Below are 13,595 nucleotides of genomic sequence, written 5' to 3' on the forward strand. Positions count from 1 at the left end.
ATACTATTATACTATATTTTCTAAAATTTTATAATTAAATAAACAGTAGATATAATAATAGATATAATCATAAGTGGAAAACCTATCTTAAAATACTCTTTAAAAGATATAGGATGACCATGCTTATTGCCTATACCTGCTAGTACAACATTGGCAGAGGCTCCAATAAGTGTCCCATTACCTCCAAGACAAGCTCCAAGGGATGTTGCCCACCATAGTGGCATTACATCAATTCCTTCAGCTTGCATAGTCAAAATAAGTGGAATTAATGTTGCAACAAACGGAATATTATCTAAGAATGAAGAAACTATTGCTGATAACCATAATATTAATAACATTGTAAATACAATATGGCCCTCTGTAAGTCCAATCAATGCTTGAGCTAATTTATTTATTATACCAACTTCTACTAATCCACCAACTACTACAAATAATCCCATAAAGAATAAGATTGTAGACCATTCAATACCTGCCATAATTTCATCTACATCTTGTTTTCCTATAAGAAGCATTATAGATGCACCAGTTAATGCTACAACAGAAGAATCTATATGGATTGTGCTATGAAACATAAAACCAAAGAGTATAAATGCTATTAAAAGAAGACTTTTTATAAGTAAGGGTTTATCTTTAATAGATTTTTTTTCATCAAGCTTTAATATTACTTCTTTGGCTTTATCATCTACAACAAGTTCTTTTCCATAAATAAATTTAAAACATATTATTGTTATAATAAGTATTACTATAACAGCAGGTCCTAAATTTATTACAAAATCCATGAAACTAAGATTGGCAGCACTACCAATCATAATATTTGGAGGGTCACCTATAAGAGTAGATGTACCTCCGATATTTGAAGCTAAAATTTGTGTTATTAAAAATGGAACTGGATTAAGTCCTAGAATTTGTGTAATAACTATAGTCATTGGACCTATAAGTAAAACAGTAGTAACATTATCTAATACAGCAGATAAAATAGCTGTTATAATAGCAAAACAAATCATTATTCTCCATGGATCACCTTTAGCTTTTTTTGCAGTCCAAATAGCTATATATTCAAATAGTCCTGAGTTTTTAACAACAGCAACAAATAGCATCATACCAACCAATACTCCAATAGTATTGAAGTCTATATGGCTTAATCCTTCATCAAGTGTAAGTATATTGAATATTATCATTAATAGTGCACCACCAACCGCTGCTACAGATCTGTTTACCTTTTCTGTAATAATAGCTGCCATAACTATTAAAAATATACATATAGCTATTATTTGTTGAAATTCCATAATATAAGTACCTCCATTTGTATTCTTTTGTGTCTAATGCTAGTACTATATATAGTATTACTTTTTTCTAGTTTTTTCAATGGATGTATAAAAGTATATTATTTAACAAAGTTTTTAAAAAATTAACAGAATTTAGAGAAAATTTTTGTTATTTAAATAAATTTTAAAATCATATCATTACTTATAATATTAAACGACAAACGAAAAAATATACTTCAAAAGTATAATTTATTGTATTTGATAAGCAATATAAAGTATTAATTACATCTAAGTTATAAAATTAATAAAATAAAGTTGAATTCAAAGATAAAACTGCAATTTATTAAAGAAATTATTCATTTTAAACCTTGTAATTTAATTTTATAAATATTATAATTAAATTAATGAATTTTTCACAAGGAATTATGCATTTTTTTGATTTTAAGATTTATTGAGAAAACAATATTAACAGGGGGTAATTAATAAAATGGATTTTTTAAATGGTATTTTAACAGGCATTAACAATGCAGTAGTATTTGTAAACAATTACTTATGGTCTTATATTCTAATTATAATGTTAGTTGTAATTGGTATTTACTTTACTATTAAAACAAATTTTGTACAATTCAGATATTTTATAGAAATGTTTAGGCTTTTAGGTGATGGTGCAGCAAATAAAAATGCAAAAAAAGAAGGAAAAATATCTTCATTTCAAGCCTTTTGTATAAGTACATCTTCAAGAGTTGGTACTGGAAATATAGCAGGGATAGCAATTGCAGTAGTAGCAGGAGGTCCTGGTGCTGTATTTTGGATGTGGCTTATAGCTTTAATTGGTTCTGCTTCAAGTTTTGTGGAGAGTACATTGGCTCAAATTTATAAAGTTAAGAATGGACCAGCTTTTAGAGGTGGACCAGCTTATTATATGGAACAAGGTTTAAATAAAAGATGGATGGGTGTTTTATTTTCAATACTTATAACTATCTGTTATGGATTTGTATTCAATGCAGTTCAAGCAAATACTGTTTCATTGGCATTTAATAATGCATTTGGTATAAGTAAAATGGCTATGGGAATAGGTCTTGGAATTTTAACAGCAATAGTTATTTTTGGTGGTGTTCATAGAATAGCAAAAGTTTCAGAAATAATAGTTCCTGTATTTGCAGGATTATACATATTAGTTGCTTTAGCTATAGTTGTAATGAATATAACAGAAATACCAGGAGTTATATCATTAATAGTAGAAAGCGCATTTGATTTTAGAGGAATGGCAATTGGTACATTTATGGGAGTTGTAATGACTGGAGTAAAAAGAGGTTTATTTTCTAATGAAGCAGGAATGGGTAGTGCACCTAATGCTGCTGCAACAGCACATGTAACTCACCCTGTAAAACAAGGTTTAATCCAATCTCTAGGTGTTTTTACAGATACTATAATTATATGTAGTTGTACAGCATTCATGGTATTATTATATTCAGATTATGCTAGTAGTGGAGCAACAGGAATTGAATTAGCTCAAGAAGCTTTAACTCACCATATAGGTCCAATAGGAAATATTTTTATAGCAGTTTGTATATTCTTATTTGCATTTAGTTCTATAGTAGGAAATTATTACTATGGAGAATCAAATATGGAGTTTATGAGTGGAAGTAAAATTAAACTTAATGTATTTAGAGTTTTCGTTGTAGGTATGGTTTTATTTGGTTCTCTTACTCAAGTAGAAGTAGTCTGGAATTTAGCAGATTTATTTATGGCACTGATGGCTATAATAAACTTAATAGCAATAACTCTTTTAGGTAAGTACGCATTTATTGCTTTAAAAGACTATACAAGCCAAAAAAAATCTGGAATAAAAGACCCTGTATTTATTGCAGATGAAATAGAAGGACTAGAAAATGTATCAGAGTGGCACGCTGAATTATCTGATGAACGTTTAGGATAAAAAGTAGTATAAAAATTATAGAGTAATTTTGATAGATTAGAATGTATTTAATTTATGTGAATATAGTATTTTAGTTAACTTATATTACTGGAATTTTTAATTCCAGTAATATTTTTTTATATCAAGTATATTATATTTTATTAAGAGTTTTTAGTATTTTAATATAATTTAGTTATCATAAATAATATATTAAAACCTCTCTTTTTAAATACTACACAATTAAATCTTGTAAGTTATCTTCAAAGCTTTCTAAGTAATCACAAAATAATCTAAACTCTTCTATATTTTTGATTTCTTGTAAATTTCTTAAGTCTATCATCATGTTGCTATATTTATGCAACATAAAACTCATATCATATATTTCACATTTAACAAATCCTTCTTGATAGTTGTATTTATAAGGTTCATATTTTGAAAAATTTGATTCAAAGTATTTTATTTTAGCATAACATAATCTGTGTATATTGAATAAAAGAGCAAATATAGATTCTTTAACTGCAAACTTGTGTGTGAAGTATTTTACAGTGTGGTATTTATCGTGTTTAAATTCCCAAATTAAATCTTCATTCAAAGTAAGAGAATATTTTTTTATAAGGTTACGTTTTTCTAGTGTTAAATCTTGTATTGAACTTGTTTTCATAATTCAGTCCCCCATAAATATTCAATAAACAACCATTAAATTATGGTGTTCATTTATAGTTTATTATTGCTTACTTAATTATATTGTATAATTAATCGAGAAAATAATAAAATAGATAATTAATATAACATTAATATATGCTATAAATAAAAACGATAGCTTTGATAGTAATATGTACAAATTTATGGTATTTTATATTTAGCTTTATATTTGTAGTTATTTTAAGCTTTTAAAAGTATTTTTTATTATTAACTTATATTTCCTAGATTACAGGGAATTTAACACTAAAAATCTATCTTGTGTCCTTAAAAATTTACATAATGATTGTATATATTCTAATTTCAAAATATACGTGAATAGTGTTGGTATTTCTAATGAATATGAAGATATGGGTAAGGTTGTTCAAATAGATAATTATCTTTAAAATTATTAAGTACCAAAAGACAAGTATGCTTTGCCATATTGGTACTTAATAGTATTTTATAGTCTCTATTTTAATTTCCACTATTTAATCAATAAAGGTATTTAATCTAGAACCTTAAATAGGTTTGCCATTTCTAGTGCATTCATAGCACAATCATATCCTTTATTTCCAGCTTTTGTGCCAGCTCTTTCAATAGCTTGTTCAATATTTTCTGTTGTTACTATTCCAAATATAACAGGTAATTCATTATCCAAAGATACTTTTGCAATGCCTTTAGATACTTCGCTACATACATAATCATAATGAGAAGTAGCACCTCTTATAACACATCCTAAACATATTATAGCATCATACTTACCACTCTTAGACATTTTTTGAGCAACGAGAGGAATCTCAAAAGCTCCAGGTACCCAAACCACTTCTATATTTTCCTGAGTAACATCGTGTCTTAAAAGGCAATCTTGAGCACCAGATAAAAGTTTTGATGTTATAAATTCATTAAAACGAGAGTTTATTATACCTATTTTTAAATCTTTTCCAATAAGTTTTCCTTCATATATCATTTTTATTTCCTCCAATTTTATTTAGGTTATAAATCTATATTTTTAGTATATATGCATATTATTGTAATAAAAATTACTTAGTAGAATAAAAATTAAATACCATTAGCTATATAATATCTAATAGATGTCCCATTTTATCCTTCTTAGTTTTCAGATATAATTTATTAAAATCATTAATTTCTTCATTAATAGGAACTCTATGTTCAATTTTTATTCCATATTTTTCTAATTGATTTATTTTGTCAGGATTATTACTTAAAAGGTTTATACTTTTTATATGTAAATTTTTTAATATCTGAGCAGCGATATAAAAATCCCTCATATCTTCTTCAAATCCAAGCATTAAATTTGCTTCAACAGTATCATAACCTTCTTCTTGAAGTTTATAAGCTTTAATTTTATTTAAAAGCCCAATACCTCTGCCTTCCTGTTTCATATAAATTAAAACACCACTTCCATTTTCTACAATTTTTTTCATAGAAGTTTCTAACTGTAGCCCACAATCACATTTTAAAGAATGAAATACATCACCTGTTAAACATTCAGAATGAAGTCTGACTAGTGTATTTTCTTCATTTACATTTCCATAAGTAAGGGCAATGTGTTCTTCATTTGAGTAAATATCTTTATATCCTATTATTTCAAAATTTCCATATTTTGTTGGAAGAAAAGCACTAGAAATTTTTTCTATAGTGGTTTCATTTCTTTTTCGATATTCTATCAAGTCTTTTATAGTAATTATTTTTAAATTATGTTTTTCTTTAAATATCATTAAATCATCAACTCTTGCCATTGTACCATCATCTTTCATTATTTCGCAGATAAGACCAATTTCTTTAAATCCTGCAAGTCTAGCAAGGTCTACAGAAGCTTCTGTGTGACCATCTCTAACTAGGACACCTCCAGTTTTTGCTATTAATGGAAATACATGTCCAGGTGTTTTAAAATCTTTACTTGTGGAACTTTCATTACAGAATAGTTTGACAGTTTCAGCTCTCTCATATGCAGATATACCTGTTAAAGTATCTATTCCATCTATAGTGACAGTAAATGCAGTTTGAAATGTGTCTGTATTTTCTTTAACCATAAGAGGTATATTTAGACTTTTAAATTTTTCTTCAGTAGCAGGAAGACAAATAAGGCCCCTACCATATGTAGCCATAAAGTTTATTGTCTCAGGTGTAGCCATTTCAGCTGCCATCAATAAATCTCCTTCATTTTCTCTGCTTTCATCATCAACTACGATTACCATTTTTCCATTTTTGATATCATTAATAGCTTCTTTAATAGTGTTAAACATGTAATTCACTCCTTTTATTATTTTTAAAAACCATTTTTAAATAAAAATTCTTTATCTATATTTGATTTATAGTTACTACTATTAGAATTTAATTCCTTGTAGTTTTTTACAAGAAAATTATTAATATACTTTCCAATTACATCACTTTCTAAATTGACAAAGTCTCCAATATTCTTTGTCAAGAGAGTAGTGTTAAATTTAGTATGAGGTATAACCGAAACCTTAAATATCTCATCATCTAAATAAGCTATAGTTAGACTTACACCATCAATAGCAACAGAACCTTTGTGTATCATTGTTGATAAAAGTTCTTTGGACGGTTGTATGCTTATTAAAACTGCATTTTCATCTTTTTCAAATTTACAAATAGTACCTTTACTATCAACATGACCTGTTACTAGGTGTCCACCAAATCTAGAAGAAAGGCTCATAGCTCTTTCAAGATTTACTTCATCACTTGGATTTAATGAACTTAAATTTGTGGAACGGACTGTTTCCATCATGACATCAGCAGTAAATTCATTTTTACCTAAACTTGAAACAGTTAAGCAAACTCCATTTACAGCAATACTATCTCCAAGATTTGTACCATCTAGTATTTTATTTGATTGTATGGTGACTTTTCCACTTTTGCCATTAGCAGTAATTTTTCTAAGTATTCCAACTTCTTCTACTATGCCAGTAAACATTTTAACCTCCTAGACGTATATATTTATAAATTTAATTTAAAACATCAGACTCTACCAAAATATCGCCATCTATTAAAGTTACATTCTTAATTTCTAATTGTATAGCATCTGATAAGTAATCTATTCCATCTCCAGAAACGAAAGTAGGAGCATCTTTTCCACCTATAATTTTAGGTGATAAAAACAATTTGACTTTATCAACTAAATTGTTTCTAAATAGACTGTCATTAAGTGTAGCACCACCTTCAACTAAAACAGAATCAATTTTTAATTCTCCTAATTTATACATTACAAATTCTAAATCTACCATATTATTTTTTTTAGGAGAAAGTACTACTTCAATATTATTTTTTCTTAGAACTAATGATTTTTCACTATCTTCACAACACGTAAAAACTATAGTTTTATTGTTTTTATCTTTAACTAATTTGCTATCAACTGGCAATTTTAAGTTTGTGTCTATTATTATTCTTACAGGGTGAGATACATTTTCTTGGTTAAGCCTGCAAGTTAGCAATGGATTATCATTTAAAACTGTGTTTATCCCAACCATTATACCTTGATATTTATTTCTATACTTATGAGTTAGATATCTTGATGATTCATTAGATATCCATTTTGATTCTAGCGATTTTGTGGCAATCTTGCCATCTAAACTTACTGCTGATTTTACAATACAAAGAGGTTTTTTTGTTTTTATATAGTAAAAAAATATTTCATTTAATTGTTTTGCTTCTTTTTCTAATATACCTACAGTAACATCAATGTTATTGTCTCTTAGTTTTTTTACTCCATTACCACAAACGATTGGATTTGGGTCTAATGTAGATATTACGACTCTCTTAATCTTATTTTGAATAATTTTATCTACACAAGGAGGTGTTTTGCCATAATGAGAACAGGGTTCTAAATTTACATAAAGGGTAGTGTCTTTTAAACTTTGATTAGCACTATTTATAGCATTTATTTCAGCGTGATTAGAGCCAAATCTCTCATGATATCCTTTACCTATTATGTCATCATCTTTAACGATTACACATCCCACTAATGGATTTGGATTTACAAAACCTTCTCCATTTTTGGCTAATTCAATAGCTTTTTTCATATAATAAATATCTTTCTCTTTTTGACTTATAAATTTCACAATATTTACACCTCCTATTTAAACTTAGATAATTTTCAAACAAAAAACCCCGAGAATTAACTCGGGGTTTAGAATAATCTACAATAAATATTGTATAAATGTATAGCAAAACGGCTCTACAAAAACACTTATTTAGCATATATCTTCTTCCATCCAGACTTTACTGTCGGCTTTGGAATTTAACCAAATCAACCAAGTTTTAACTCAGCTCGCGGGCTATACCGCCGATTGGGAATTTCACCCTACCCCGAAGATTAAGTATTAAATTTATATTTAGAATGTATCATAAATTATTTTACTTTGCAAACTATTTTTTTAAAAATATATGTTAATATATAATATATAACAGCTAGAAACTTTGGAATAATGCGATTGTGAATATAAAAATAAAAATTTGAACATAATCAGAAAAGAAGTTTAATTAATTTGAATTGGGAGAGAAATATATGAATAAAAAACCTTTAGAAATATTATCAAAATACTATGGATATACAAGTTTTAGAAAAGGCCAAGAGTCCATAATAAATTCTATTTTGAATAAAAAAGATGTATTAGCTATAATGCCAACTGGAGGAGGAAAATCTATATGTTATCAACTTCCAGCATTGATATTAGATGGGATGACAGTAGTGATTTCACCACTTATATCTCTTATGAAAGACCAAGTAGATGCTTTAAAAGCCATGGGAATCAATGCTGCTTTTATAAATAGTTCATTGGGAAACAAAGAATTTAATGAAATATTAAGTAATATTAGAAAAAATACTTATAAAATACTTTATATTGCTCCAGAAAGATTAGATACCCAAGAATTTCTTGAACTAATAAATAATAATGACATAAGTCAAATTGCAATAGATGAAGCACATTGTGTATCTCAATGGGGACATGATTTTAGACTGAGTTATAGAAGGATTTCTACGTTTATCAATAGTTTGTCTAAAAGACCTATAGTCACAGCCTTTACAGCTACTGCATCAGAAGAGGTAAGAGCTGATATAATAAATTTATTGTGTTTAGAGAGTCCAGATTGTTACATAACAGGGTTTGATAGAGAAAATCTAGCAATAAATATAGTGAAATCATCTAGTAAAAATAAATATATTTTGGACTATATTCAAAATCATAAAAATGAGTCTGGAATTATATATACAGCTACTAGAAAAGAAGTTGAAAATATTTATAATGGCTTGGCAAAGAGAAATATATCTGTATCAAAATACCATGCAGGTTTATCTAAAAATGAAAGAAATAAGAATCAAGAAGATTTTATAAATGATAATATAGATATAATGATAGCAACAAATGCATTTGGGATGGGTATTGATAAGCCCAATATAAGATGGGTTATACACTACAATATGCCTCAAAGTGTAGAAAATTACTACCAAGAAATAGGGAGAGCTGGTAGGGATGGAGAAAAAAGTGAATGTATACTTTTATTTTCTCCAGGAGATGTACATATACAAAAATATTTAATAGATATTGGTGTTGAAAATCCTGAAAGAAAATTATTTCAACATAAAAAACTTCAGCATATGATTGATTTAGTTTATAGTAATTCATGCTATAGGAGGACAATATTAAATTACTTTGGAGAAAATTATATAGAAAACTGTAATAACTGTAGTAATTGTTTAGTTGAAGGAGAAATAGTGGATAAAACTATAGATGCTCAAAAAGTTATTTCATGTGTAGCTAGAATGAAAAGAAGTTATGGTGTTACTACTATTGTAGATGTACTTAGAGGGTCTAAAAACAAAAAAATTTTACAACTTGGTTTAGATACTTTGTCTACATATAATATTATGAGAGATTATTCAAGTGAAGACTTGAAGAATTTTATAAATACATTAGTTTCTCATGGTTTTTTAGATTTAGTCGAAACTTTAGGTAGCGGAAACAGAGGAAGTTACCCAACTATAAGATTAAATGATATGTCTATGAAAGTTTTGAAGGGCGAGGTAAAGGTAGAATTTAAGGAAATTGTAATGACAAAATCTCTAGAAATAGAAGATGAATTATATAGTGCTTTAAGAGAATTAAGACACTTAATTGCAAGTGAAGAAAGAATAGCTCCATATATGGTTTTTGGAGATGGAACACTTAGAGCTATGTCTAGTAGTTATCCAGTCAATAAAGAAGAAATGCTAAATATATCTGGAGTAGGAGAAATTAAATATCAAAAATATGGTGAAGATTTTGAAACACTAATCAAAGAATATGTCGAAAAAAACAATATAGATAAAAAAGACAAAGAAAAAAATGTCGATTTAATGAATGTCAATAGTGAATTTCTTGAAGTTAATACAGATAAAGCTTTATATGAAAGGCTAATAAATATTAGAGAAGAATATGCTAAAAAAGAAAAATTACTTCCATACATGATTTTAACTAATAAGGCTTTGAAAGAAATAAGTGGAAGATATCCTATTGATAAAGAACAATTAAAGGATATTTCTGGTATAGGTGAAGTAAAAATTGAAAAGTATGGGGCTAGTATTTTAGATGAAGTTAAACATTATGTAAAAGAAAATAGTATTGATGTTACTTGGGAGAAAAAGAAAAAAAGAAAATTGATACTAGATGGAGAAAGCAGAAAAAACAATGAAATAGCACTAGATTTGTTAAATCAAGGTAAGGATATACAAAGTGTAAGTCAAGAAATAGAAGTCTCCCTATCTACAGTTATTGGATATGTATATGATTATTTAAAAGATGCGCAAAGTATATCATTTACATTAGATTTAGAAAATTTTTATAGTGAAGATGAAAGGAAGATGATTTTAGAAGTATGTGAAGAAGTAGGTTATGAAAATTTAAATAACATAAAAAGAAAACTTCCAGATTCAATAAAGTATGAAAATATAAGGGCTGTTATACTTAAATCTTATCTTGAAAATTCAAAAAAAGGTGCATCATTGGAGTAAAGTTAGCTGGATTAAAATATAAAATTTGTATTATTATGTTGAACTAATATTTTTGCTGTGTTATACTGAATTTGTAAAAATGATAAAAATTTAGAGCTAGGGGCGCTAGAATTGGCTAGCTGAGAGATAAAGCCGTAACTTACAAACCCTAATAACCTGATCAAGATAATGCTTGCGAAGGGAAGCTTTGTAATATAATTTTGTTATATAAATAGATAAATTATTCTGCATAGTGAGAAATTTGTCTAAGTGTATATATGATTATAAGAGTGCTTTCCAAAACAAGGAAAAGCACTTTTTTTATTGTTAAAAACTATAACTTTAATCTTGGAGGAATGTAATATGAATTATACAACGCAAATGGATGCTGCTAGAAAAGGCATAATAACTAAAGAAATGGAAATCGTTTCTCAAAAGGAACAAGTAGATGTAAATGAATTAAGAGAATTAATAGCAAAGGGACAAGTTGTTATACCTGCTAACAAAAATCATAAATCCTTAAGTGCAGAAGGTGTAGGTAAAAATTTAAGAACAAAGATAAATGTAAACTTAGGAATTTCAAGAGATTGTAAGAATATAGAAAATGAACTTGAAAAAGTTAAAGTGGCAATAGACATGAAAGCTGAAGCAATAATGGATTTGAGTAACTATGGAAAAACTAGAGAATTTAGAGAAAAAGTTGTTGAAATGTCACCTGCAATGATAGGTTCGGTTCCTATGTATGATGCAGTAGGGTATTTAGAAAAAGAACTAAAGGATATAACAGAAGAAGAATTTTTAAATGTAATAAGACAACATGCTATTGACGGAGTTGATTTTATTACTATACATGCTGGTCTTACTAGAAGTGTTTGTCAAAAGATAAAAAATCATGAAAGATTAACTCATATAGTATCTCGTGGAGGTTCACTATTATTTGCTTGGATGGAGTTAAATAATAAAGAAAATCCTATTTATACTAATTTTGATAAGATTTTAGATATATGTGAAGAGTATGATGTTACATTAAGTTTGGGGGATGCATGTAGACCTGGTTGTATAAAAGATTCTACAGATGGAGTTCAGATTCAAGAACTTGTAGTATTAGGAGAACTTACTAAAAGAGCATGGGAAAGAAATGTACAAGTCATGATAGAAGGACCTGGTCATATGGCTATTGATGAAATAGAAGCAAATGTAGTGTTAGAAAAAAGACTATGTCATGGAGCACCTTTTTATGTTCTTGGTCCATTGGTTACAGATATAGCCCCAGGTTATGACCATATAACTAGTGCAATAGGAGGAGCATTAGCATGTGCTAAAGGAGTAGACTTCTTATGCTATGTAACTCCAGCAGAACATTTAAGATTACCTAATTTAGATGATATGAAAGAAGGGATAATAGCTGCTAAAATAGCTGCTCATGCAGGAGATATAGCTAAGAATGTTAAAGGAGCTCGTGAATGGGATAACAAAATGAGTAAAGCTAGAGCAGATTTAGATTGGTGTGAAATGTTTAGACTTGCAATAGACCCTGAAAAAGCTAAAAGATATAGAGATGAGTCAACTCCGACTCATGAAGATAGTTGTACTATGTGTGGAAAAATGTGTTCAATGAGAACAGTTAAAAAAATATTAAACAATGAGGAACTTAATTTAATATAATTTGTGCAGAGCATTAGTTGAATAAAGTCAAAATGAGGAGGTGATTTAGTGAAGGTTAATGGAAAGAATGTTGAATTCAAAGAAAACTTAACTGTTATAGATTTGTTGAATAAATATAATTTGAAGAGCGATAGAGTTGTAGTTGAGATAAATCTAGAAATAATTGAAGAATCCAATTACAATACATATATATTAAAGGATGAAGATGTTGTAGAACTTATTAGCTTTATTGGAGGTGGTTAAAATAAAAATATTTGTAAATGAAGTATTAACAGATGTTGAAAAAAATACAACTGCCTATAAAGTTAGAGATAAATATAATCATAAATGTGATGTATTGGTGTTGAATGGATATCCAATTAAAGCTGACATTCCCCTTTCTGAAAATGATAAATTAACACTTATACAAAAAGGGGTTAAACCTTCTTTTGATGAGTTAGAAAGCTTGTTGATAGCTAGACATACTCCAAATGTGCATAATAAATTAAAAAAAGGAAGAGTTGCTATATTGGGACTAGGTGGACTTGGGTCCAATATAGCTATCTCTTTAGCTCGAATTGGAGTTGGAGAACTTCTACTTATAGATTATGATGTTGTGGAGCCATCTAACTTAAATAGACAGCAATACTTTATAGATGATATAGGAAAACTAAAAACAGATGCTATGGTTGAAAATATAACAAAAATTAATCCATTTATAAAATTAAAAAAGCAAAATATTTTTTTAAATAAATATAATATGGATATACTTAAAGAGGCAGATTTGATAATTGAAGCTTTTGATGATGCTTCATGTAAAGCACAAGTTTGTAATTATATCTTAATAAATTTGAAAGATAAATATTTGATAGCATCATCAGGTATGGCAGGTTACTATGATTCAAATATAATAACTACTAAGAAAATAAGAGATAGATTTTATATATGTGGAGATTTTGTAAATGAAGCTAAAATTGGAGAGGGACTTATGGCTCCAAGAGTTGCTATTTGTGCAAATCATATGGCAAATTTGGCAACAAAAATACTTATAGATATATAAATACGTGAATCAGAAAAT

Annotated in this window: 11 protein-coding genes and 2 riboswitches; of the genes, 5 read left to right on the plus strand and 6 right to left on the minus strand. The window is 27.8% G+C overall.

Annotated features, from left to right (window positions below; translation table 11 throughout):
• Positions 1-20: 20 nt before the first annotated feature.
• The gene (locus IC173_RS12695) at positions 21-1,286 is read right to left on the minus strand and encodes an ArsB/NhaD family transporter (RefSeq protein ID WP_227433187.1); all 1,266 of its coding nucleotides are present in this window, start codon (positions 1,284-1,286) and stop codon (positions 21-23) included.
• A gap of 466 nt (positions 1,287-1,752) precedes the next feature.
• Between IC173_RS12695 and IC173_RS12700 the strand changes: the two genes are divergently transcribed.
• On the plus strand, positions 1,753-3,204 hold the full coding sequence (locus IC173_RS12700; RefSeq protein ID WP_227823814.1) for an alanine/glycine:cation symporter family protein: 1,452 nt from the start codon (positions 1,753-1,755) through the stop codon (positions 3,202-3,204).
• A 211-nt stretch (positions 3,205-3,415) separates the two neighbouring features.
• Here the strand turns inward: IC173_RS12700 and IC173_RS12705 are convergent, their stop codons facing one another.
• The 5 genes from IC173_RS12705 to ribD all read right to left on the minus strand — a co-directional run bounded on the left by IC173_RS12705 (position 3,416) and on the right by ribD (position 7,964).
• On the minus strand, positions 3,416-3,844 hold the full coding sequence (locus IC173_RS12705) for a hypothetical protein (protein WP_227433189.1): 429 nt from the start codon (positions 3,842-3,844) through the stop codon (positions 3,416-3,418).
• A gap of 525 nt (positions 3,845-4,369) precedes the next feature.
• Positions 4,370-4,831 (minus strand): 6,7-dimethyl-8-ribityllumazine synthase, encoded by a 462-nt coding sequence (gene ribE / locus IC173_RS12710; protein WP_227433190.1) that lies wholly within the window; start codon positions 4,829-4,831, stop codon positions 4,370-4,372.
• Between the two features lie 106 nt (positions 4,832-4,937).
• Positions 4,938-6,131: a bifunctional 3,4-dihydroxy-2-butanone-4-phosphate synthase/GTP cyclohydrolase II gene (locus IC173_RS12715; protein ID WP_227433191.1), complete on the minus strand. Its 1,194-nt coding sequence runs from the start codon at positions 6,129-6,131 to the stop codon at positions 4,938-4,940.
• Between the two features lie 23 nt (positions 6,132-6,154).
• Complete coding sequence (locus tag IC173_RS12720) at positions 6,155-6,820, minus strand: riboflavin synthase (RefSeq protein ID WP_227823815.1); 666 nt, start codon at positions 6,818-6,820, stop codon at positions 6,155-6,157.
• Between the two features lie 31 nt (positions 6,821-6,851).
• Complete coding sequence (gene ribD / locus IC173_RS12725) at positions 6,852-7,964, minus strand: bifunctional diaminohydroxyphosphoribosylaminopyrimidine deaminase/5-amino-6-(5-phosphoribosylamino)uracil reductase RibD (RefSeq protein ID WP_227433193.1); 1,113 nt, start codon at positions 7,962-7,964, stop codon at positions 6,852-6,854.
• Positions 7,965-8,101: 137 nt separating this feature from the next.
• Positions 8,102-8,223, minus strand: a riboswitch (FMN riboswitch).
• A 187-nt stretch (positions 8,224-8,410) separates the two neighbouring features.
• Here ribD and recQ point away from each other — a divergent pair.
• The 4 genes from recQ to thiF all read left to right on the plus strand — a co-directional run bounded on the left by recQ (position 8,411) and on the right by thiF (position 13,577).
• On the plus strand, positions 8,411-10,894 hold the full coding sequence (gene recQ, locus IC173_RS12730; RefSeq protein ID WP_227855684.1) for a DNA helicase RecQ: 2,484 nt from the start codon (positions 8,411-8,413) through the stop codon (positions 10,892-10,894).
• Between the two features lie 88 nt (positions 10,895-10,982).
• A riboswitch (TPP riboswitch) is annotated at positions 10,983-11,094 on the plus strand.
• Between the two features lie 142 nt (positions 11,095-11,236).
• Positions 11,237-12,538 carry a phosphomethylpyrimidine synthase ThiC gene (gene thiC / locus IC173_RS12735; RefSeq protein WP_227433195.1) on the plus strand — a complete coding sequence of 434 codons (1,302 nt, stop codon included), beginning with the start codon at positions 11,237-11,239 and terminating at the stop codon, positions 12,536-12,538.
• A 48-nt stretch (positions 12,539-12,586) separates the two neighbouring features.
• Positions 12,587-12,781, plus strand: coding sequence for a sulfur carrier protein ThiS (thiS, locus tag IC173_RS12740; RefSeq protein WP_227433196.1), 195 nt, complete (start codon positions 12,587-12,589; stop codon positions 12,779-12,781).
• The gene (gene thiF, locus IC173_RS12745) at positions 12,774-13,577 is read left to right on the plus strand and encodes a thiamine biosynthesis protein ThiF (RefSeq protein WP_227483242.1); all 804 of its coding nucleotides are present in this window, start codon (positions 12,774-12,776) and stop codon (positions 13,575-13,577) included. Before thiS ends, thiF begins: the two co-directional genes overlap by 8 nt.
• Positions 13,578-13,595 lie beyond the last annotated feature (18 nt).

The sequence above is a fragment of the Clostridioides sp. ES-S-0048-02 genome, from assembly GCF_020658495.1.
GTDB lineage: Bacteria > Bacillota > Clostridia > Peptostreptococcales > Peptostreptococcaceae > Clostridioides.